Source organism: Vibrio sp. DNB22_10_4 (genome assembly GCF_052879755.1).
Genome location: NZ_JBNNXW010000002.1, coordinates 623712 through 645041 on the forward strand (window position 1 = coordinate 623712; position 21330 = coordinate 645041).

General features: G+C 47.8%; 19 protein-coding genes and 1 tRNA gene. 9 read left to right on the forward strand and 11 right to left on the reverse strand.

What is annotated here, in order from left to right; all coding sequences use genetic code 11:
- Positions 1-136: 136 nt before the first annotated feature.
- On the reverse strand, positions 137-1162 hold the full coding sequence (epd, locus tag ACVA6Q_RS10865) for an erythrose-4-phosphate dehydrogenase (protein WP_353497168.1): 1026 nt from the start codon (positions 1160-1162) through the stop codon (positions 137-139).
- Between the two features lie 219 nt (positions 1163-1381).
- Here epd and ACVA6Q_RS10870 point away from each other — a divergent pair, with 219 nt between their 5' ends.
- Positions 1382-1618, forward strand: coding sequence for a hypothetical protein (locus tag ACVA6Q_RS10870; RefSeq protein ID WP_418642257.1), 237 nt, complete (start codon positions 1382-1384; stop codon positions 1616-1618).
- 52 nt (positions 1619-1670) lie between these two features.
- Here the strand turns inward: ACVA6Q_RS10870 and tkt are convergent, their stop codons facing one another.
- Positions 1671-3683 carry a transketolase gene (gene tkt, locus ACVA6Q_RS10875; RefSeq protein ID WP_446647480.1) on the reverse strand — a complete coding sequence of 671 codons (2013 nt, stop codon included), beginning with the start codon at positions 3681-3683 and terminating at the stop codon, positions 1671-1673.
- Positions 3684-3993: 310 nt separating this feature from the next.
- Here tkt and metK point away from each other — a divergent pair, with 310 nt between their 5' ends.
- The 8 genes from metK to ruvX all read left to right on the forward strand — a co-directional run bounded on the left by metK (position 3994) and on the right by ruvX (position 10549).
- Complete coding sequence (metK, locus tag ACVA6Q_RS10880; protein WP_446647481.1) at positions 3994-5145, forward strand: methionine adenosyltransferase; 1152 nt, start codon at positions 3994-3996, stop codon at positions 5143-5145.
- 377 nt (positions 5146-5522) lie between these two features.
- Positions 5523-6317 carry a DUF2189 domain-containing protein gene (locus ACVA6Q_RS10885; RefSeq protein ID WP_446647482.1) on the forward strand — a complete coding sequence of 265 codons (795 nt, stop codon included), beginning with the start codon at positions 5523-5525 and terminating at the stop codon, positions 6315-6317.
- 74 nt (positions 6318-6391) lie between these two features.
- The gene (locus tag ACVA6Q_RS10890) at positions 6392-6901 is read left to right on the forward strand and encodes a SprT family zinc-dependent metalloprotease (protein WP_446647483.1); all 510 of its coding nucleotides are present in this window, start codon (positions 6392-6394) and stop codon (positions 6899-6901) included.
- Positions 6902-6980: 79 nt separating this feature from the next.
- Positions 6981-7691 (forward strand): deoxyribonuclease I, encoded by a 711-nt coding sequence (gene endA / locus ACVA6Q_RS10895; RefSeq protein WP_446647484.1) that lies wholly within the window; start codon positions 6981-6983, stop codon positions 7689-7691.
- 79 nt (positions 7692-7770) lie between these two features.
- Entirely contained in the window at positions 7771-8502 is a 732-nt protein-coding gene (rsmE, locus tag ACVA6Q_RS10900; RefSeq protein WP_353497175.1) for a 16S rRNA (uracil(1498)-N(3))-methyltransferase, read from the forward strand.
- Positions 8503-8514: 12 nt separating this feature from the next.
- Positions 8515-9462: a glutathione synthase gene (gshB, locus tag ACVA6Q_RS10905; RefSeq protein WP_112460255.1), complete on the forward strand. Its 948-nt coding sequence runs from the start codon at positions 8515-8517 to the stop codon at positions 9460-9462.
- A gap of 32 nt (positions 9463-9494) precedes the next feature.
- On the forward strand, positions 9495-10064 hold the full coding sequence (locus tag ACVA6Q_RS10910; protein WP_353497177.1) for a YqgE/AlgH family protein: 570 nt from the start codon (positions 9495-9497) through the stop codon (positions 10062-10064).
- Positions 10065-10123: 59 nt separating this feature from the next.
- Entirely contained in the window at positions 10124-10549 is a 426-nt protein-coding gene (gene ruvX / locus ACVA6Q_RS10915) for a Holliday junction resolvase RuvX (RefSeq protein ID WP_112478579.1), read from the forward strand.
- An 86-nt stretch (positions 10550-10635) separates the two neighbouring features.
- Here the strand turns inward: ruvX and luxS are convergent, their stop codons facing one another.
- The 9 genes from luxS to ACVA6Q_RS10960 all read right to left on the reverse strand — a co-directional run bounded on the left by luxS (position 10636) and on the right by ACVA6Q_RS10960 (position 21187).
- Positions 10636-11154, reverse strand: coding sequence for an S-ribosylhomocysteine lyase (gene luxS, locus ACVA6Q_RS10920; RefSeq protein ID WP_446647485.1), 519 nt, complete (start codon positions 11152-11154; stop codon positions 10636-10638).
- A 147-nt stretch (positions 11155-11301) separates the two neighbouring features.
- Positions 11302-12891, reverse strand: a complete 1590-nt coding sequence (gshA, locus tag ACVA6Q_RS10925; protein ID WP_446647486.1) for a glutamate--cysteine ligase — start codon at positions 12889-12891, stop codon at positions 11302-11304.
- 104 nt (positions 12892-12995) lie between these two features.
- Positions 12996-15854, reverse strand: coding sequence for a M16 family metallopeptidase (locus ACVA6Q_RS10930; protein ID WP_446647487.1), 2859 nt, complete (start codon positions 15852-15854; stop codon positions 12996-12998).
- Between the two features lie 25 nt (positions 15855-15879).
- Positions 15880-16335 (reverse strand): YqaA family protein, encoded by a 456-nt coding sequence (locus tag ACVA6Q_RS10935; protein ID WP_446647488.1) that lies wholly within the window; start codon positions 16333-16335, stop codon positions 15880-15882.
- Positions 16329-17279 (reverse strand): NADP-dependent oxidoreductase, encoded by a 951-nt coding sequence (locus tag ACVA6Q_RS10940; RefSeq protein ID WP_446647489.1) that lies wholly within the window; start codon positions 17277-17279, stop codon positions 16329-16331. The genes ACVA6Q_RS10935 and ACVA6Q_RS10940 overlap by 7 nt, the downstream gene beginning before the upstream one ends.
- Before the next feature lie 199 nt (positions 17280-17478).
- On the reverse strand, positions 17479-18609 hold the full coding sequence (locus tag ACVA6Q_RS10945) for a sodium ion-translocating decarboxylase subunit beta (protein ID WP_112460260.1): 1131 nt from the start codon (positions 18607-18609) through the stop codon (positions 17479-17481).
- A 9-nt stretch (positions 18610-18618) separates the two neighbouring features.
- The gene (gene oadA, locus ACVA6Q_RS10950) at positions 18619-20406 is read right to left on the reverse strand and encodes a sodium-extruding oxaloacetate decarboxylase subunit alpha (protein ID WP_446647490.1); all 1788 of its coding nucleotides are present in this window, start codon (positions 20404-20406) and stop codon (positions 18619-18621) included.
- A gap of 34 nt (positions 20407-20440) precedes the next feature.
- Entirely contained in the window at positions 20441-20698 is a 258-nt protein-coding gene (locus tag ACVA6Q_RS10955; RefSeq protein ID WP_446647491.1) for an oxaloacetate decarboxylase subunit gamma, read from the reverse strand.
- Positions 20699-21110: 412 nt separating this feature from the next.
- Positions 21111-21187: transfer RNA gene (locus ACVA6Q_RS10960), tRNA-Arg, on the reverse strand.
- Between the last annotated feature and the right edge of the window lie 143 nt (positions 21188-21330).

Here is a 21330-nt window from a genome sequence, read left to right on the forward strand (position 1 = left end):
CTAAAAAATAAATAAAGTTTTTGAAACCCGGCTTCTTGCCAAGTTTTAGAATTCATCAACTGGTTACTTATATTGGGCTCATGAATATTAATTTCAACCTTCAAAATTAATATTTTCCCCAAGAGCGCCCTTGATACTACTGAGACGCTTGCATTGCTAACGCGGTGTCTAACATGCGGTTAGCAAAGCCCCACTCGTTGTCACACCACACCAACATTTTGACCAGACGACCATCACTCACTCGAGTCTGTGTCCCATCAACAATGGCGCTGTGTGGGTCGTGGTTAAAGTCCACGGAAACCAGCGGTGCTTCAGTATAGTCAACAATGCCGTCTAATGTACACCGAGAAGCATTAATAATGACTTGATTTACGTCATTAACTTTCACATTCGTATTTATAGTTACACTAAGATCCATAGCGGTGACATTAATTGTTGGCACTCTTACAGAAATTGCTTCAAATTTGTTAGAAAATTTCGGAAAGATGCGTTCGATGCCTTTGTGAAGTTTGGTATCCACAGGAATGATGGATAGACTGGCAGAGCGTGTACGGCGTAGATCACCATGATACGCGTCGATAACCTGTTGATCATTCATTGAAGAGTGAATGCTAGTAATGGTGCCAGAGTCGATACCAAAGGCTTCATCTAACGCTTGGATAACCGGCACGATACAGTTTGTGGTACAAGAGCCATTCGAGACAATGTTATGATCTTTGGTAAGAGTATGATGGTTAACACCGTAAATAATGGTGTTATCAAGATCATTGCTGCCAGGGTGAGAAAACAACACTTTCTTAGCACCAGCTTCGATGTGCTTCATGCCATCAGCGCGACTACCGAACACGCCAGTACAATCTAGAACAATATCGACTTCTAGATTCTTCCAAGGCAGTAAACTAATGTCTTCTAAGTGCAAAATACGAATGGTGTCGAACTGACCATCTTTGTGAGTCAGATACAGATGCTCTTGGTCATGGGTGACTTTTTTATCAAAACGACCATGACTGGTATCGTATTGAAGCAAATGAGCCATCGCTTCTGGCTGCGCAAGTTCGTTTACGGCGACGACTTTGATTTGGTCGTTCTTCTCGCTTTCGTATAGCGCTCTGAGTACATTCCGTCCAATGCGTCCAAAGCCATTGATTGCCACTCTTAGCATCGCATTACGCCTTTTTTGTTCACGTGATAAGGGCTTGCATGGTAACCGATCGACCGACATTTCGCATTACGTGATTAGCAATTTGATTGCGCTATTTATCACCAATAGTTGCGATGCATCTCTCTTATGCGCTCACTTTTTCTTTCAATAGCCCTGTTACACTTAAATGAGAGTCATGATCTTGTGTCTTTTAACCACACAGTTTTTAACGCACAGGAGGTGTTCTCTATGACAAGCTCAACTTACTGCCAAGCTTGCAACAAACCCACCAGTCACAAAGAGATGCTGGTACGCAAGCCAAGCAGTTACGATACCGAGCCATCCTTAATGGGCAAGATTAAGCTGTTTGCGCATACGTTTATTAATGGCGGCCATTACTACGATATGGATCGCTACATAACCTGCCAAGACTGTGGCAAACGTACACTTGAAAACAAAGGCAAAGAGTTTGAATAGCCACAAAAAAACCGAGCACTAGGCTCGGTTTTTCATTTCAAGATGAAGGTGCTTATGCAAGCAGCTCTTTTGCCGTGTTCACAACGTTTTCCGTTGTGAAACCGAACATCTTGAATAGCTCGCCTGCTGGTGCAGACTCACCGAATGTCGTCATACCGATGATCTTGCCACCGAAGCCAACATACTTGTACCAGTAATCCGCAATACCCGCTTCAACCGCGATACGCTTAGTCACTGCCGCTGGAAGAACCGCTTCACGGTATGCTTCATCTTGCGCGTCAAATACGTCAGTTGAAGGAAGAGACACAACGCGTACTTTCTTGCCTTCAGCCGTTAGCTCAGCGTAAGCGTTTGTTGCTAGTTCAACTTCAGAACCGGTTGCGATAAGGATCAGCTCAGGCGTGCCTTCACAATCTTTCAGGATGTAACCACCTTTAGCAACGTTTGCTAGCTGCTCTGCGTCACGCTCTTGCTGCGTTAGGTTTTGACGAGAGAAGATTAGCGACGTAGGGCCGTCTTTACGCTCAATCGCGTATTTCCAAGCGACTGCAGACTCAACCTGGTCACATGGGCGCCATGTGCTCATGTTTGGCGTTACGCGTAGTGATGCGATTTGCTCAACCGGCTGGTGCGTTGGACCGTCTTCACCCAGACCGATAGAGTCGTGCGTGTAAACTTGGATGTTTTGCACTTTCATCAGTGCAGCCATGCGCATTGCGTTACGAGCGTATTCCATGAACATTAGGAATGTTGCACCGTACGGTACGAAACCACCGTGCAGAGCAATACCATTGATGATCGCCGTCATACCGAATTCACGTACACCGTAGTGGATGTAGTTGCCCGACGCATCGTCAGCCGTTAGAGACTGAGAACCAGACCACATGGTCAGGTTTGATGGTGCTAGGTCAGCAGAGCCGCCCATGAATTCTGGAAGCATCTTACCGAACGCTTCTAGCGCGTTTTGAGACGCTTTGCGTGATGCAATGTTTGCTGGATTCGCTTGAAGGTCAGTAATGATCTTGCTTGTAGCTTGTTCCCATTCAGCAGGAAGCTCACCGTTCACACGACGCTTAAACTCAGCCGCAAGTTCTGGGTAAGCCGCTTCATAAGCTGCTAGCTTCTCGTTCCAAGCTGCTTCTTTAGCCGTGCCTGCTTCGTTTGCATCCCACTCAGCTTTGATATCAGCTGGGATTTCGAATGGACCGTGCTCCCAACCTAGGAATTCGCGTGCTGCTGCAATTTCGTCGTGACCTAGAGGTGCACCGTGACAGTCGTGAGAGCCCGCTTTGTTTGGCGAACCAAAACCGATGATGGTTTTAGTACAGATAAGTGTTGGACGTGGATCCGCTTTTGCCGCCTCGATCGCTGCATTGATCGCGTCAGCATCGTGACCGTCTACCGCTGGGATTACGTGCCAACCGTATGCTTCAAAGCGCTTAGGCGTGTCATCAGAGAACCAACCTTCCACTTCACCATCGATAGAGATGCCGTTGTCATCCCAGAAAGCGATCAGCTTACCTAGACCCAGGGTACCAGCCAGTGAACACGCTTCGTGAGAGATACCTTCCATCAGACAGCCATCACCCATGAATACATAAGTGAAGTGGTCAACGATGTCGTGACCTTCTTTGTTGAATTGCGCTGCAAGGGATTTCTCAGCCAGTGCCATACCAACCGCGTTAGTGATGCCTTGACCTAGTGGGCCAGTCGTCGTCTCGATACCTGGTGCATAGCCGTACTCTGGGTGACCTGGCGTTTTCGAGTGCAGTTGACGGAAGTTTTTAAGATCGTCAATTGATAGCTCGTAGCCGCTTAGGTGAAGCAAAGAGTAAATCAGCATTGAGCCGTGGCCGTTTGATAGTACGAAACGGTCGCGGTCAGCCCACTCTGGGTTTGACGGGTTGTGATTTAGGTGAGAACGCCAAAGAACTTCAGCGATATCTGCCATACCCATTGGTGCACCTGGGTGACCTGAGTTAGCTTGTTGAACACCATCCATGCTTAGCGCGCGGATTGCATTAGCGAGTTGTTTACGAGAAGACATGTCTGCTCCTGAGTGCATTAAGCGAATTCCAAGTTTTTCATAGACTGATTGAATAATCAGCGGCCGCTATTGTCGCAAAGCCATATAGTCTCTGCAAACGATTTACCGTCATTTTTTGGCATTATCGCCGAATAATGTCGCCAGAATGTGGCGATTCACATACAAAACAGGCAAACGTTTGGCTATATGTTAAAAGCAAAAATCGCTTGCTAATCGAACATTGATGACTAGAATAGACGTCTAGATGTAGATACACCTACTATATATCATTGAATTTATTACAAGTGAGTGATTAGACACTCGCTTAAAAACAGTAATTGGAGCTCTCATGGCTAAGCACCTGTTTACTTCTGAGTCAGTATCAGAAGGCCATCCAGATAAAATCGCAGACCAAATTTCTGATGCGGTTCTTGATGCAATCCTAGAACAAGATCCAAAAGCACGTGTTGCTTGTGAAACTTACGTTAAGACTGGCATGGTGATGGTGGGTGGTGAGATCACTACTTCAGCATGGGTAGACATCGAAGAGCTAACGCGTGAAACCGTTCGCGAAATCGGCTATGTTCACTCTGACATGGGTTTTGACGCGGATTCTTGTGCTGTTCTGAACACCATCGGTAAGCAGTCTCCAGATATCAACCAAGGCGTTGATAAAGCAGATCCTAAAGAACAAGGCGCGGGCGACCAAGGTATCATGTTCGGTTACGCAACGAACGAAACTGACATCCTAATGCCAGCACCGATTACTTACTCTCACCTTCTTGTTCAAAAGCAAGCGGAAGTGCGTAAGAACGGCACTCTACCTTGGCTACGTCCAGACGCTAAGTCTCAGGTAACGTTCCAATACGACCAAGGTAAGATCGTTGGTATCGATGCGGTTGTTCTTTCTACTCAGCACTGCGATACCATCTCTACCCCTGATCTGCGTGAAGCGGTTATGGAAGAGATCATCAAGCCAGTACTACCATCTGAGTGGATCAACAAAGAAACGAACTTCTTCATCAACCCAACCGGTCGCTTCGTAATCGGCGGTCCTATGGGTGACTGTGGTCTAACAGGTCGTAAGATCATCGTTGATACCTACGGCGGCGCGGCTCGTCACGGTGGCGGTGCATTCTCTGGTAAAGATCCATCAAAAGTTGACCGCTCTGCAGCATACGCAGCACGTTATGTAGCGAAGAACATCGTAGCGGCTGGCATGGCTGACCGTTGTGAAATCCAACTGTCTTACGCAATCGGTGTTGCGGATCCAACGTCTATCATGGTTGAGACATTTGGTACTGAAAAAGTCTCTCACGACATCATCGTAGAAGCCGTTCGTCAAAACTTCGACCTACGTCCATACGGTCTGCAAGAGATGCTAAACCTGCTTCAGCCTATCTACAAGAAGACTGCAGCATACGGTCACTTCGGTCGCGAAGAGTTCCCTTGGGAAGCGACAGACAAAGCAGCGATTCTGCGTGAGTTTGCTGGTCTGTAATTACTCTTAACCTGAGTTTTTACTCCAAAAAAGCCCTCAAAATTTTTTTGAGGGCTTTTTTATTTTTTAATCCTGTCTTTTCAAATACTTTGTTACAAAAATGTTAACTCACTATCTTGTAGCTTGTATTTAATACCCTTCTGAAAATTGTGTTTTCCTCTAACACGGTCAATAGTTAGACAAAAGTGCCCTTGCGAATAGACCGCTTTGAGAGTTTGTTCGTATGCAAAATAGAGCGCTTAAGAAGGGAAGACGCTAACAACGGAAAATGGCTGGATTTTGCAAAGGTAAATGCAAGTCTACTGCCAGACCTATCCATGATGATTAGCGCCATGCCCTGATAAAACGAAGGCCAGTTTGTCAATCAGGGAGGACATATGCCTCGAACCGTTAATTCTGATGACTTCCAGAAGAAACATGAAGTCAGGGATCAAGATTACGCTAAAACCATTCCATGTAACCAGCTCAGTGTGTCTGCACCATTTCATTGGTTAGCACTTGGGCTTCATGACCTTATTCGCATGCCGATCATCAGCGCTTTTTATGGACTCTGTTTTACTGCCGCTGCCGTCGCTATCGTGCTTCTGGTGCAATGGCAAGGCACGCACCTAGTGATCATGCCGAGCTTGGTTGTGTACATGTTGATTGGTCCGTTTCTCGCTTTAGGTCTCTATGATGCAGCATGGGAAAGAGAAAAAGGTCATAAACCAAGTCTTTTCCACTCTATGAAAGCCATTGGGCGCAACTCCACCTCGCAATGGGCGTTTGCGGTACTCTTGGCCGTCGCCATGATCTTTTGGATGCGCATAGCGGCTCTGCTGCACGCACTCTACCCCTCTGTACAAGGTGCACCACTCTCTGAATTTGCTCCATTCTTGATTACCGGTAGCGTAGTTGGTGCGGTGATTGCGGCTATCATCTTCTCCATCTCAGCATTCTCTATCCCACTTATGATGGAGCGCCGTGTCGACATTATGACCGCTGTGTTCACCAGTTTTAATGCCGTCAAATCTAACGTACCAGCCATGATCGTTTGGGCTCTGATTATCTGCGGCGGTATCTTGATTGGTTTTGCCACATATGGCATAGGAATGATCGTGACAATGCCGATCCTTGGTTACGGCACATGGCACGCCTATCACGAGACCATCAAAAAGAAACACCACGCGTAACACGTTGGCATACTCAGCCAACCTCAGTAGAATGGCGCCCTGTTTGGGCGCTTTTTTATTGTAGGTTATACCCCGTGGATGCTTCGCTTTCTGAGCAACTTCATTATCAAGCCATTAAGACTCTGTCTCGCTGCACTGAGCAAGCTCGCCATTACTTTGAGCGTGATTTCCCTGTCCCTGCCCTTAACTATAAGTTGCGTGGCAAGGCGGCGGGTAAAGCCTACCTACAATCGTGGGAAGTGCGCCTCAATCCCGTTCTGTTTGTCGAAAACCAGCAAGACTTTATTGAAGAGGTCATCCCACACGAAGTCGCCCACTTGATCACTCATGCGCTATTTGGACGGGTGCGCCCACACGGCAAAGAGTGGCAAATGGTCATGAGTCAGGTATTTGGTATCGCCCCAAAAACCACACACTCTTTGAATGTGAGTTCAGTACAAGGGCGAACTTTCGAGTATCGCTGCCAATGTGACACCTTTGCCGTCACGGTTCGTCGTCACAACAAGGTGGTGCGCCAACAAGCCAGTTATCGCTGTCGTAAGTGCGGGGATACTATCGAGTTTACTGGTAAGCAGCTAAGCTAGTTACATGATCTAACTATCAATAGCTAAGGTCTTTTTTGCGAGTTACACTAGGTTATCCCAACCTTTTATAGACCTTGCTATGATCCGCCAGTTATTCGTTACGGCCTTTTTATTGGCCGCCGTTCTTCCCATTACCGTTCACAGTGCACCGCCAAGTAGCTTTAGCAAAGCAAAAAAAGAAGCAGTCAAAATTTATGCCGACCACCCAATAAGTTTTTACTGTGGCTGCGATATTCAATGGCAAGGTAAAAAAGGCACCCCGGATCTATCCGCTTGTGGCTATCAGGTTCGTAAGCAACAAAAACGTGCCAGTCGCATCGAGTGGGAGCATGTGGTGCCTGCGTGGCAATTTGGCCACCAGCGACAATGTTGGCAACAAGGCGGACGCAAAAACTGCACGCGCAATGACAAGCATTTCAAGCTGATGGAAGCAGACTTGCACAACCTGACGCCAGCGATTGGTGAAGTGAATGGTGATCGTTCAAATTACAACTTCTCACAGTGGAATGGCATGGACGGGGTCAGCTACGGCCGCTGTGAGATGCAGGTTAACTTTAAGCAGCGCAAGGTCATGCCGCCGGATCGTGCACGTGGCTCTATCGCTCGTACCTATCTTTATATGAGCCAAGAATATGGCTTTAAGCTGTCTAAACAGCAGACACAGCTCATGAATGCCTGGAATAAAACCTATCCTGTCGATGCTTGGGAGTGTACTCGCAACGAGCGTATTAAGCGTATTCAAGGCAACGACAATCCGTTCGTGGCACAGGCGTGCAAAAATCCCAGCTAAATCCTATGCCAAGCCCTTGTAATTTCGGGGGCTGGCATCCATCTTATACCTCAATACTGTTTGTTGTTTGGAAATTGTTATGCGTATACCTCGACTCTATCACCCTGAAACGATTCAATCTTTGGGCACACTTGCGCTCAGTGATGATGCCGCAGGACACATCGGCCGAGTGTTGCGTATGAAAGAAGGTCAAGAGGTACTGCTGTTTGATGGCAGCGGTCATGAATTTCCAGCCACTATTACTAACGTTGGCAAGAAAAGCGTTGATGTCGATATCCGCGAGAAAATCGCAGTCAGTATCGAGTCACCGCTCGATCTTCATCTCGGACAAGTCATTTCTCGTGGCGACAAGATGGAGTTCACCATTCAGAAGTCGGTCGAACTGGGCGTCAACACCATCACACCACTCATCTCAGAACGTTGCGGCGTTAAGCTCGATGCCAAACGTTTTGAGAAGAAGTTGCAGCAGTGGCAAAAGATCGCCATCAGTGCCTGCGAACAATGTGGCCGTAACACGATCCCTGTGATTCGTCCGATCATATCGCTTGAAGAGTGGTGTGCAGAGCCATCTGACGCGCTCAAGCTCAACCTTCATCCAAGAGCCAAATACTCAATCAATACCTTGCCAGAGCCAGTTCAAAAGGTTCGTCTACTTATCGGTCCAGAGGGCGGATTATCAGCGCAAGAAATTGAAATGACGGAACAATATCAATTCGAAGAAACCCTGCTTGGTCCTCGCGTACTGAGAACAGAAACGGCCGCGCTTACGGCGATCACGGCACTTCAAGTACGCTTTGGCGATTTAGGTTAACGGGAGAAAACAATGCTCAAACTCGGTATCGTGATGGATCCAATTTCCTCCATCAACATCAAGAAAGACTCTAGCTTTGCAATGATGCTGGAAGCCCAGCGTCGCGGTTATGAAATCCACTATATGGAAATGAATGACCTGCACCTAGATCAAGGCACTGCCGTCGCCGACACCAAAGTCGTCAAGCTCAAAGAAGATCCAAACGGCTGGTATGAATTTACTTCAGAGCAAACCATCGAACTGTCAGAACTTGACGCAGTGCTGATGCGTAAAGATCCTCCGTTCGACACTGAATATATCTACGCGACCTACATCCTAGAACGTGCAGAAGAAAAAGGCACGCTCATCGTCAATAAGCCTCAGAGCCTACGTGACTGTAACGAGAAGCTATTCACTGCGTGGTTCCCAGAGCTGACACCAACGACTATTGTGACTCGCAAAGCAGAGAAGATTAAGCAGTTCCGTGACCAACATGGTGATGTGATCCTAAAACCACTCGATGGTATGGGCGGCGCATCTATTTTCCGTGTTAAGCAAGACGACCCTAACGTTTCAGTGATCATTGAAACGCTGACCAATCACGGCCAAAACTATGCGATGGCACAAACGTTCGTTCCTGATATCAGTAACGGTGACAAGCGTATTCTCGTTGTTGACGGCGAACCAATGCCGTACTGCCTAGCGCGTATCCCTGCCAAGGGTGAAACCCGCGGTAACTTAGCTGCTGGCGGCCGTGGTGAAGCACGTCCCTTAAGTGAGACAGACAAGCAAATTGCCGAAGCTGTTGCTCCCACTTTGAAAGAGAAAGGCTTAATCTTTGTAGGACTGGATGTTATTGGTGACAAACTGACAGAAATCAACGTGACCAGCCCAACCTGTATTCGTGAAATCGAAGCCGCCTTTGACATCTCTATTACCGGCAAGCTAATGGATGCTATCGAGCGTCGTTTAGGCAAATAGCCAATAGTGGATGTAGATAGGGAGAAACGGGTATGAACTTAGCTAATCACTTTCTCGTTGCCATGCCAGGGATGAAAGATCCCTACTTTCAGCGCAGCGTGATTTATGTGTGCGAGCACAACGATGAGGGCGCGATGGGCATCATGATCAGCACCCCAATTGATGTGACTGTCGCAAACATGCTTAAGCAAATACAAGTTGAACTCCCTATCGCTTCACAAACCACCCACAGCAAGAGCCTCGACGAGCCAGTACTGAACGGCGGCCCCGTGTCCGAGGACCGTGGGTTTATCCTACATAATCCTAAAGATCAGTATCAATCGAGCATTCAGATCACCGACCGGGTATCAGTCACGACATCCAAAGACATTTTGGCGGTACTAGGTACCGATGCTCAACCTGAAAACTATATCGTCGCCCTCGGTTACTCTGGCTGGAGTGCAGGACAGCTGGAGACAGAGCTGGCTGAAAACTCTTGGCTCACCATAGAGGCGGATCCAAGCGTTATCTTTGACACTCCAGTGGAAGAGCGTTGGAGTAGTGCGGTGGGTATGTTAGGGTTTGATATCGCTCAGCTTTCAGCGGATGTCGGTCACGCATAGACTGCATTGCGCATAGCCCTCGTCTTTACAAGAATAGTGCCTTCACAAACAGAGAACTTATGACATCCAGAACCATCGTTGCTTTCGACTTCGGAACCAAAAGTATTGGTAGTGCTATCGGCCAAGAGGTCACCGGCACAGCAAGCCCACTAAAGGCTTTCAAGGCCAAAGACGGTATCCCCAACTGGGATGACATCGAAGCAACACTCAAAGAGTGGCAACCCGATCTCATCGTTGTTGGCTTGCCAACAGATGTGCGCGGCAAAGCGCTTGAAGACATTACTGCACGCGCTAAAAAGTTTGCTAACCGCGTTCATGGCCGTTTCGGTTACCAAGTTGAAATGCACGATGAAAGGCTGTCTACAGCCGAGGCTCGCTCAGAATTGTTTGAGATGGGGGGTTACAAGGCATTGTCAAAAGGCAATGTCGATTGCCAATCAGCAGTTGTGATCCTAGAGAGCTGGTTTGAAGCGCAGTGGGCTTAAATCTGATTTAAAACAGAAAAGGATGGCAAATGCCATCCTTTTTAATTTTCGCCAGCCGCCTTTCTACTCAAAGCGACATAATTCAATTAGTCTACTTTCAGCTCTTGCAACATAGACTCAGGCAAAGCAAGTTCATCATTCTTATTCACTTGAATGCCCGCTTCAATGATGTTTTTAGCGATCGCTTTCGCTTCATCCAGTGAGTGCATCGCCGCAGTACCACACTGATACTCATTAAGCTCAGGGATCTTGTTCTGGCTCTCAACTTTCAGTACGTCTTGCATTGCATTTAGCCAAGCATCAGCAACTTGCTGCTCTGATGGCGTACCAATCGAGCTCATGTAAAAGCCCGTACGACAACCCATTGGAGAGATATCGATGATCTCAACCTGCTCACCATTTAGGTGCGCACGCATGAAGCCAGCATATAGGTGCTCTAGGGTGTGAATACCACGCTCAGACAAGATGTCCTTGTTTGGAGCCGTGAAACGCAGGTCGAAAACAGTAATTGTATCGCCTTTAGGGGTTTGCATTGTTTTCGCAACGCGTACCGCTGGAGCGTGCATTTTAGTGTGGTCTACCGTAAAGCTATCCAGTAGTGGCATGATATTTTCTCCTTGGTTTACTCACGGTTCCAACCTTGGATTAAGACCGTGAGAACTGTGTCTTTTAAGAACTGTGTCTTTTAAGAACTATGTCTTTAGCGTGATTGTAAGTGGCGCAGCAGCGCTGCGCAACCTCAGTAGACAAGCTTAGTTAGCGACCTGGGCTTGCTCCGGTGATAAATAAGCAAAGTAATCAGACAAGAAGTCATCGAAGTTGACGCTATCCGCCGATTCAATACTCAACTGAGCAGAAACCGAACGCGTTACCTCATCTTCCATCACTTGAGTCGTATACGTTTTGTACTCGTGAGAAAGGTTCTTCTGACGGTACTCTTTACCCAATTCGCAGCCCACTTTACCTAGTCCACCTAGTTCTTTAGTTTTCGCCAGTAGCTGACCAGAAATAGACAACTCAGGGTTTTCATTCCATACCTCAAGCCTGTCACACACCGCGCTGTACTCGCTGCCACCGTGTGCTGCATCCATATGCTTCGCGATATCACGAAGATCGGTAAAGACACGCTTAACCCAAGACTGGCTATCAAGCACTTCACCATCACAACCAATTTGTAGCTGCAGACCAACCTCACGGCCTTCGACGATTACTTTGTTCCAGTTTTCGCGCCAGCATGCGAGTTCACAATCATCCATTGGCTCGGAATCTTTAAGTGCACACCAGGTTAGGAATAAATCAAGGAAGCGAATTTGCTCAGCGGTAATGCCAATTGGACTATATGGATTCACATCCAACGAGCGAACTTCTATGTATTCAACCCCACCACGAGACAGTGCCTCTGACGGTTTTTCACCACTTTTCGCTACACGTTTCGGTCTAATTGGCGCATACAGTTCGTTTTCGATCTGCAGCACATAATCGTTCAGCTGACGGTACTCACCATCGACTTTGACGCCAATCTTGGCAAAGTCTTGCGATGGGGTATGAATCGCTTGATTCAGCCCTTCCAGATACTGGTCAAGGCTGTTAAAACCAATCTTTAAGGCACTTTGTGCGCTATTGGTGTAACCAAGATCGCTCAATCTCAACGAGGTGGCTTTTGGTAAATACAAGGTGCCACCCACTTTTTCAAATGGCAGTTTAGTCTCTTTACCTTGTAAGAATGATGAGCAGATAGCAGGAGATGCACCGAAGAAATACGGGATCAACCAACCGAAGCGGTAATAGTTTCGAATCAAACCAAAGTAAGCTTCCGACTTCGCATCTTGACGCGTTTTCTCGTCTTGTTCACCAAATAATGCATCCCAGAACGATTCAGGGAATGAGAAGTTAAAGTGCACACCAGAGATAATCTGCATCAAGCTGCCGTAACGATGCTTAAGACCTTGACGGTATAGCGTCTTCATACGTCCCGAATTGGACGTACCATACTGCGCTAGAGCAATGTCGTCTTCTGAGCCAACATAGCAAGGCATCGACAGCGGCCATAGCTTCTCGTTACCCAGTTTGGTTTGTGTGAAGTGATGAATATCGGATAACTGATTAATCAGCGTGTCGACATCACGTGATACTGGCGTTATGAATTCCAGAAGAGACTCAGAGAAGTCCGTGGTGATGTATTCATTAGTGAAGGCTGAGCCTAACGACTTAGGGTGAGGCGTTGTCGCCAATCGACCATCGTCGGTGTAACGCAGCGATTCCCGCTCCACTCCGCGTCCGAACTCTTTGAACACGGCCTGATGTTTAGCAACTTGATCCAGTCGCTGAGCAAATTTAGTCACAATGCGATTCGCTTATAGTTTGTTATTCCAATTGAAAAACGGATACATTAGCGAACACTAAGTAAGGTGTTCGCTAAATCACCTATTCCCACTATATGGTCATGTTACTGAGAGATTTCAAGCTCTGTAATTGGAATATTCAGTTTCTCTAACTGTGGCTTCAAACGCTTAGCATCGCCAACCACTATCAATTGGTATTGGCTAGGGTCAAACCACTTCGTCGCCAGCGCATTCAGCGTCGATTTATCAACGGTGGCAACAATGTCATTGCGCTGCTTCAGGTAATCCTTATCCAAACTATAGGTTAAAATCGACGAAAGCAGGCTGGCTTTTTGACTTGGTGTTTCATACGTCAATGCATCTTGCTGCCCAACGGCTAGACGCATAAATGCCAGCTCCTCATCCGTCATACCGTTCTCGCTGTAGTTTTTCAGCTCTGCGATCATTTCTTTAAGTGAGGCTAGCGTCGCATCAGCGCGCACCTGAGCGCTAAACACAATTGCACCCACCTCTCGATTACTTGCAAAATAGCCACTTGCACCATAGGTATAGCCTTTATCTTCCCTTAGGTTCTGGTTAATACGGCTATTAAAGTTGCCAGCCAAGTTAAAGTTAGCGAGGCGACTTAGGTAGAGCTCACCCGTGGCGTCAAACGGCAAACCTTGACGTACCATACGAACGATACTTTGCGGCGCAGAGGGTTTATCCACCAGGTAGATTTTCTGGCCCGCCAAAGAAGGGATGACCTCAGGATCAATCAGCGGCGCTGCTTCACCTTGCCACAGCGACCAAAACGCTAGCTGCTCGGTGATTTGCTTCTTGGAGATATCCCCCACCACGACAATTTGTGCTCCTTGCGGTGTGTAGTGCTCGCGATAGAACGCTTTGACGTCATCCAAGGTGATAGATGAAATCGAGGCATTGCTGCCGTCTGAAGAGCGGCCAAATACGCTGTCGCCATAAAGCACATCACGGGTTGCTTGCGAAGCCATCCAACTCGGTTTTTGGTGCTGATAAACCAAGCCTTCAAGCGTTTGTGCTTTAAGGCGGTCGAAGTCTTCTTGCTTCATCGCAGGGGTAAACAGCATGTCTTCGAGAAGCGTCAGTGTTTGCGGCAGATTTCGCTCCAGAGCAGACACAGAAACACGCGTGGTATATGCCCCTTCGCTAAACCCAATCTGACTGCCTAAACGATCAAGCTCAGCTTGTAGTTGTTCAACTGTACGGGTTTTGGTGCCCTCTTCCATCATAGAAGCGGTCAGCCCCGCGAGTCCCTCTTTCCCTTTTGGCACATAACGACTGCCTGCTGGTAGTTGGAAATGGATCTCCACCGTTGGCGTTTCAGACGTTTCAGTACCTAGCAGTTCACTGCCATTGTCAAAGTACACTTCGTACAGCTCTGGCATTTTCGCGCTAACGGCCTCGGCCACTTTCGGCATAACACTACGATCAAAGCTATCTACTGGACGACGGAAATCAAGATCCGCTTCAGTCACTTCTTTATACTCAGGCAGCGTGCGCGCTGGCGTTACGAATGTTGCAGGTTGCACTGCGATATCAGTGCGCCCTTTCGGCACCACGCTGAGTGTGACCTTATGTTTGTCTTCGATAAACGTTTGATAAGCCGCGCTCACCGCCTCTGGAGTGACCGCGCGAATTCGCTCTAGTGTTTGCTCTATGCGATCAGGCTTGCCATAGAAGGTTTCATTCGCGGCCAGTTGAGTAACCTTACCTTTGACACTTTCTAACGCATACACAGCACCGGCTTCAGAAAGGCCGTTGATTTGCTGTAAACGCTCTTCACTGATGCCTTGCTTTTCAAAATCATCCAAGGTGGCGAGTAAGTCATTGTAAAGCGACTTTAGTCCATCTTTATCGGTGGAAGCCCCCATCGCATAAACATAGAAGTTACAAGCGAGCTCGTTACAATCACTGAATGCGCCTGCATCAAGTGCCTTTTGGGTTTTAATCAGCTTTTGATACAACAAACCATTGGTACCGCCACCAATGGCGTCGGCCATGGCATCGAGCACAACTTGGTCGTGCGCACCGCGATAGCTTGTCGTTGGCCAACCGATCACCACCATTGGCTGACGAATGCGATCTTCTAAGGTGATATAGCGATCTTCTGGCAATACTGCAGGCTGCTTAGGTGCTTTCTCAACACTTGGACCCTCAGGGATGGTGCCAAAGTATTTATGGATCCACTCTAAGGTTTGCGCTTTATCGATGTCGCCACCAATGGTCAATACCGCATTGTTTGGCCCATACCAGCGTAAAAAGAAGGCTTTCAAATCATTTACGTTAACACGGTCAAGATCCTCCACGTAACCGATAGGCTGCCAAGAGTACGGGTGACCCTCTGGGAACATGGCTTCCCCCATGCGCTCCCAGATTAAGCCATAAGGGCGATTATCAAAGTTCTGCGCGCGCTCGTTTTTTACCGTATCACGCTGAATTTCGAATTTACGCTGGGAGACCGCACCCAGTAAGAAGCCCATGCGATCGGCTTCAAGCCACAGCATTTTCTCTAACTGGTTCGACGGGACCGTTTCAAAGTAGTTGGTTCGATCTCGGGTCGTAGTGCCATTAAGGGTACCGCCCGCTTCCGTAATGATCTTAAAGTGCTGCTGGTCGCCAACATGCTCAGAGCCTTGGAACATCATATGTTCAAAGAAGTGAGCGAAACCGGACTTACCAATTTCTTCACGCGCCGAGCCAACATGATAGGTCACGTCTACATGCACCAAGGGATCTGAATCATCGGGTGCTAAGATCACCGTTAGACCATTATCCAACTGGTACTTAGAGTACGGGATCATCACCCTATCGGGATCGGCTTTCATTTCCTCAACAAGGGTAATACCGGGAGGAAGTGCGCTTGCTGTTTGAGTCGAAACGTCGCTGTTACTGCAACCGTAAACAAAAACGACCGACAGCAAGCCGAGCCAGATCTTTCTCATAAGAGCTCCTTAAAGATCGAGAAAACTAAAATAGTCCATAGAAGATGGCTGTCAGCGCGATATAGCGCAGCGCCTTGCCTATGGCTATCAAAATAACGCAAGGAAGAAATTTCATTCTTAGCCAACCTGCCGCTAAACAGAGCGGGTCGCCAATCACGGGTAACCAACTGAACAATAAGCTCCAGTAACCATACTTTTGCAGCCAAGCTATGGCTTTATGACCGTGCTTCTCGTTTTGAGTTCGATTCGGCAGCCAAATTCCTATCCAGTAGTTGGTCAAGCCGCCTAGCGTATTACCTACCGTGGCGACAACTATTACCCATACGGGCGAGTACTGTTGCAAACTCAGTGTCGCAACTAAACCTGCTTCCGACCCACCTGGCAAAAGCGTGGCACTTAAAAATCCTGAAATAAAAAGAACGGCGAGAGCGGAGTCGGCAAACCAAGACTCCGCGAGATATTGAGAGAATGTTTCTAGCATTGCATATTAAGAAGTACTTTACCGCGTGTACGGCTGGTTTCGACTTGCTGATGAGCCTCGACCACTTGTTGATAAGGGTAAACATGCTGGATCTCTGTCTTCAGCAATCCAACACCCACCATATAGAGTAATGTTTCCATCTGCTTAGTGTCTGGCGATACCAGCATCCCGCTGGCTTCAAAACCAAGCAGTTTGGCTTTTTCGCATACCAGTTCCGCAGTGATAGTAGGAATAGTGACAACACGAGCATTGTCTTTCAGACACTTAAGTGCATCTAGCGCAGTATCGCCGCCAACCAGATCAATCAGTACATCCACATCGCTCAAACGCTCTGAAGCAGGAGCGAACTCATAGTTAATCGCGTGCGCGCCCAGCGTAGCCAAGTAATCTAAATTACGTTCGCTACAGGTGGTATACACTTCCGCTTTTGCTGCAACTGCAATCTGTACTGCGATATGCCCCACACCGCCAGCGCCGGCTAGAATCAACACTCGATCACCCTCTTGAACTTGAGCTTTATTGATAGCTTGTGCCGCGGTTTGTCCGGCTAAAGGCAACGCTGCAGCCGCTTCAAGGGCGACAGAATTTGGAATGGGAGTAAGCTCCGATTCAGGGATACACACATACTGGCTGTAACCGCCACCACGCACTGGGAAACCGATAAAGCCTACGATCTCTTCGCCGACCTCAAACCTCTCCGCGCCTTCACCTAATCCTTCAACCGTGCCCGCAATATCATAGCCAGGAACCCAAGGAAGATTGTCTTTGTTTTCGGCGGCTGCCCAGCCAAGTCCAGCACGAGTTTTCACATCAATCGGATTGATCCCCGAATACGCCACTTTCACCAACACCTCTCCGGCCTCTGGCTGTGGGATTTCGATTTCCTGAAACGCTAAAACCTCTGCGGCACCAAACTCTGGAATCACGACCTGTTTACACTTCATTGCAGCTTCCTCTTCCTGACTAAGACTTCATAGTAACGATTTCCATCCATGAGTCTAGATTATCTTTTCATCGTTCAGTAGCAAGTATGTAACAAATTCAATCACTTTAGCTAGCGACTATGTTCACCTTTAACATAAACAACACAGCAAAAAGGGAAGCTTACGCTTCCCTTTTTAATAACAGCTTATCGCCAATGAATTAGCCAACGAGCGCTAACAAGATACCTGCTGCGACCGCAGAGCCCAGAACGCCAGCAACGTTTGGTCCCATTGCATGCATCAGTAGGAAGTTTTGTGGATTCGCTTGAAGACCAACCTTGTTCACAACACGCGCCGCCATCGGCACTGCAGAAACCCCTGCTGCGCCAATAAGTGGGTTAATGTCTTCTTTTGAGAACTTGTTGAGGAGCTTCGCCATCATAACGCCTGCACCAGTACCAATACTGAATGCCACAGCGCCGAGTGCCAAGATACCTAGCGTTTCGAAGTTCAAGAACTCTTCAGCTTGAAGCTTCGAACCAACACCGAGACCTAAGAAAATAGTGACGATATTGATAAGCTCATTTTGAGCCGTTTTTGAAAGGCGATCGACTACGCCTGCTTCACGCATCAAGTTGCCCAAACAGAACATACCGACAAGCGGTGTGGCTGATGGTAAGAACAAAATCGTCATCAGAAGCACAGCAAGTGGGAACAGAACTTTTTCCCCTTTGCTGACATGACGAAGCTGAGCCATCTTGATAGTACGCTCTTCTGGCGTCGTTAACGCTTTCATGATCGGTGGCTGAATGATCGGCACCAATGCCATGTAGCTGTAGGCCGCAACGGCAATCGCACCCAGCAAATCAGGAGAGAGACGACTTGCTAAGAAGATAGCTGTTGGACCATCAGCACCGCCGATGATAGCGATAGACGCCGCGTCCTGCATGGAGAACTCCATGCCCGGTACATAGTTCAGCAAAATTGCACCAAATAAGGTCGCAAAGATACCAAACTGCGCCGCTGCTCCTAGCCATAAGGTTTTCGGGTTGGCAATTAAGGCGCCAAAGTCCGTCATTGCCCCTACACCCATAAAGATAAGCAGAGGGAATACCCCTGACTCAATACCAATGTAGTAGACGTAGTAAAGCAAACCACCTGGCTCAGTAAAGCCAGCATTTGGAATGTTCGCTAGGATCGCACCAAAGCCGATAGGCAAAAGCAGCAAAGGTTCAAAACCCTTGCGGATCGCTAAGAACAGCAAGGTGCATCCGACCATGATCATGCAGATCTGGCCGAATTCAAAGTTAGCGATCCCTGTTTCTGACCATAAGGTCATCAATCCTTCCATGGTACTCCCTTACGCTAAGCTAACGAGAGGCGCGCCAACAACAACTGCGTCACCTTCTTTCACGTGTACATCTTGAACCACGCCACTTTGCGCTGCGCGAACTTCGGTTTCCATCTTCATTGCTTCTAGGATAAGTAGCACGTCACCCTCTTGAACCTGCGCACCAGAAGCAACGTTCACTTTGAAGATGTTTCCTGCAAGTGGCGCTGCTACCGCTTCAACATTGGTTGCTGCAGGTGCAGGAACTGCCGCTGCTGCCGGAGCTTGAGCGGGCGTTACAGACGTTAGCTCGCCTTTAGGGCCAACTTCAACATCATAAACCTGACCATCGACTTTCACGCTGTAGGCTTCGATACCTTGAGCTGATGTCGCAGGGGTCGCCGCTGGCGCAGCAGGTTTCGCTTCTTCTTTGCCTGGTGCTGGTTCAAATGCATCTGGGTTATGACGATTTTTCAGGAACTTAAGACCAACTTGTGGGAAAAGTGCGTAAGTAAGAACGTCGTCCACAGTGTCTTCAGCCAGAGAAATGCCATCCACTTTTGCTTTTTGTAGCAGGTCATCGGTGAGTGTGTGTAGCTCAGCTTCCAAAAGATCTGCTGGGCGACAAGTGATTGCTTCACCGCCATTCAGTACCTTAGCTTGTAGCTCAGCATTCACTTCTGCAGGTGCTTTGCCGTATTCGCCTTTGAGTACGCCCGCTGTTTCTTTGGTAATACTCTTGTAGCGCTCACCAGTAAGCACGTTGATCACCGCTTGAGTACCAACGATCTGAGAGGTAGGTGTGACGAGAGGGATGAAGCCCAGATCTTCACGTACGCGTGGGATCTCTTCTAGAACTTCATCAATGCGATCTGCCGCGCCTTGTTCTTTAAGCTGGCCTTCCATATTGGTAAGCATGCCGCCTGGTACCTGAGCAATCAGGATGCGTGAATCAACGCCCTTAAGCTGACCTTCCCATTTCGCATACTTCTTGCGAACTTCACGGAAATAAGCCGCAATCGGCTCTATTTGCTCAAGTTTCAGGTTGGTATCACGCTCAGTACCTTGCAGCATTGCTACCACAGTTTCCGTTGGCGTGTGACCGTAAGTTTGGCTCATTGAAGAGATTGCGGTATCTAGAATATCTATACCGGCTTCAACAGCTTTTACAGCCGTCGCGGTAGAGAGACCCGTTGTGGCATGGCAGTGCAGCGCTAACGGCACTTCACACGACGCTTTAATGCGTGAGATAAGCTCTTCCGCTTCGTATGGCTTAAGTAGGCCAGACATATCTTTAATACATAGCGAGTGACAGCCTAAATCTTCTAGGCGTTTAGCAAGGTCTACCCAAGTGTCGATGTTGTGAACTGGGCTTGTGGTGTACGACAGCGTACCCTGCGCATGCGCGCCCACATCAACCGCAGCTTTCACCGCTTTTTCGAAGTTACGAACGTCGTTCATCGCATCAAAGATACGGAACACATCCATGCCGTTAGCATGAGCACGCTCAACAAATTTCTCGACCACATCATCTGCGTAATGACGGTAGCCCAATAGATTTTGGCCACGGAGCAGCATTTGCATTGGCGTGTTCGGCATGGCTTTTTTCAGCTCACGCAAGCGCTCCCAAGGATCTTCACCCAGAAAACGAATACACGCGTCAAAGGTTGCTCCCCCCCACGTTTCCAAAGACCAGTAGCCAATTTTGTCGAGCTCAGCTGCGATCGGCAACATATCTTCGATACGCATACGCGTTGCAAACAGAGACTGGTGGGCGTCACGAAGTACCACGTCCGTGATAGCGAGTGGTTTAGACATGCTCATAAACTCCTTTTTAAACTTTTAACTCAATCTATTTAGCAGCCGACGTGCGGTATTGATGAACAGCAGCAGAAATTACTGCAACCACATTCGGACTAACGCCATTTGAGGGGGATTGTTGTAATGTATTTTGAGTAGGAACTGCGATCGGCTCTGGTACTTCTTGTGGTACCAGTTTCGACATTAACCGAACGAGATAAACGAGGATTGTTAGGAAAACGAATACGACAACCATACCCGTAAGCATTAGGGTGGCTGCATCTCCTAGCAGGCTTCCAATATTAGTCATGTTGCGTCCTTTCTTTGTCATCCTGACAAGTTACTCAATCATTGTCTGTGGCGTCACTGCACACTGATTGACTGGCAATGGTCTTGCATCGATCCATTGCAAGAGGTCTAGGATTATCTCGATTGGTGAAATTTTGTCAATTTTGTTTAATCTAACACCGTCATTAAAACGTCATTCAAATGAAAAACTATGATGTGCACGACAATTTGCGGTGCATTTCAAGTTATGCAGAACTTCATACTATGACCTGACCTAAGGTTTCAACATAAACAAACTAAAGTTGAAAAACTGGGACACGCTTAAAATTACCGCAATTTTTCGTTTAAAAACATTACGTTGTAATAATAAGGTTATTGATATGATAAATTTTTGTTAATAAAAAACCCCGCCGAAGCGAGGTTTTTTTTAAGAATGGCGCGCTCGGAAGGATTCGAACCTTCGACCGCCTGGTTCGTAGCCAGGTACTCTATCCAGCTGAGCTACGAGCGCGCAACAAGTTTTCGCATTGTCAGGTGACGCTGCAGGGCATTACCCTAAGTCTCTATAAAGAAAGAAAATGGCGCGCTCGGAAGGATTCGAACCTTCGACCGCCTGGTTCGTAGCCAGGTACTCTATCCAGCTGAGCTACGAGC

Coding starts and splice junctions, on each gene's coding strand:
- epd (WP_353497168.1), bottom strand. CDS start 1,162: ATGCTAAGAGTGGCAATCAATGGCTTTGGACGCATTGGACGGAATGTA.
- tkt (WP_446647480.1), bottom strand. CDS start 3,683: ATGCACTCAGGAGCAGACATGTCTTCTCGTAAACAACTCGCTAATGCA.
- metK (WP_446647481.1), top strand. CDS start 3,994: ATGGCTAAGCACCTGTTTACTTCTGAGTCAGTATCAGAAGGCCATCCA.
- ACVA6Q_RS10885 (WP_446647482.1), top strand. CDS start 5,523: ATGCCTCGAACCGTTAATTCTGATGACTTCCAGAAGAAACATGAAGTC.
- endA (WP_446647484.1), top strand. CDS start 6,981: ATGATCCGCCAGTTATTCGTTACGGCCTTTTTATTGGCCGCCGTTCTT.
- rsmE (WP_353497175.1), top strand. CDS start 7,771: ATGCGTATACCTCGACTCTATCACCCTGAAACGATTCAATCTTTGGGC.
- gshB (WP_112460255.1), top strand. CDS start 8,515: ATGCTCAAACTCGGTATCGTGATGGATCCAATTTCCTCCATCAACATC.
- ACVA6Q_RS10910 (WP_353497177.1), top strand. CDS start 9,495: ATGAACTTAGCTAATCACTTTCTCGTTGCCATGCCAGGGATGAAAGAT.
- ruvX (WP_112478579.1), top strand. CDS start 10,124: ATGACATCCAGAACCATCGTTGCTTTCGACTTCGGAACCAAAAGTATT.
- luxS (WP_446647485.1), bottom strand. CDS start 11,154: ATGCCACTACTGGATAGCTTTACGGTAGACCACACTAAAATGCACGCT.
- ACVA6Q_RS10930 (WP_446647487.1), bottom strand. CDS start 15,854: ATGAGAAAGATCTGGCTCGGCTTGCTGTCGGTCGTTTTTGTTTACGGT.
- ACVA6Q_RS10935 (WP_446647488.1), bottom strand. CDS start 16,335: ATGCTAGAAACATTCTCTCAATATCTCGCGGAGTCTTGGTTTGCCGAC.
- ACVA6Q_RS10940 (WP_446647489.1), bottom strand. CDS start 17,279: ATGAAGTGTAAACAGGTCGTGATTCCAGAGTTTGGTGCCGCAGAGGTT.
- ACVA6Q_RS10945 (WP_112460260.1), bottom strand. CDS start 18,609: ATGGAAGGATTGATGACCTTATGGTCAGAAACAGGGATCGCTAACTTT.
- oadA (WP_446647490.1), bottom strand. CDS start 20,406: ATGTCTAAACCACTCGCTATCACGGACGTGGTACTTCGTGACGCCCAC.
- ACVA6Q_RS10955 (WP_446647491.1), bottom strand. CDS start 20,698: ATGACTAATATTGGAAGCCTGCTAGGAGATGCAGCCACCCTAATGCTT.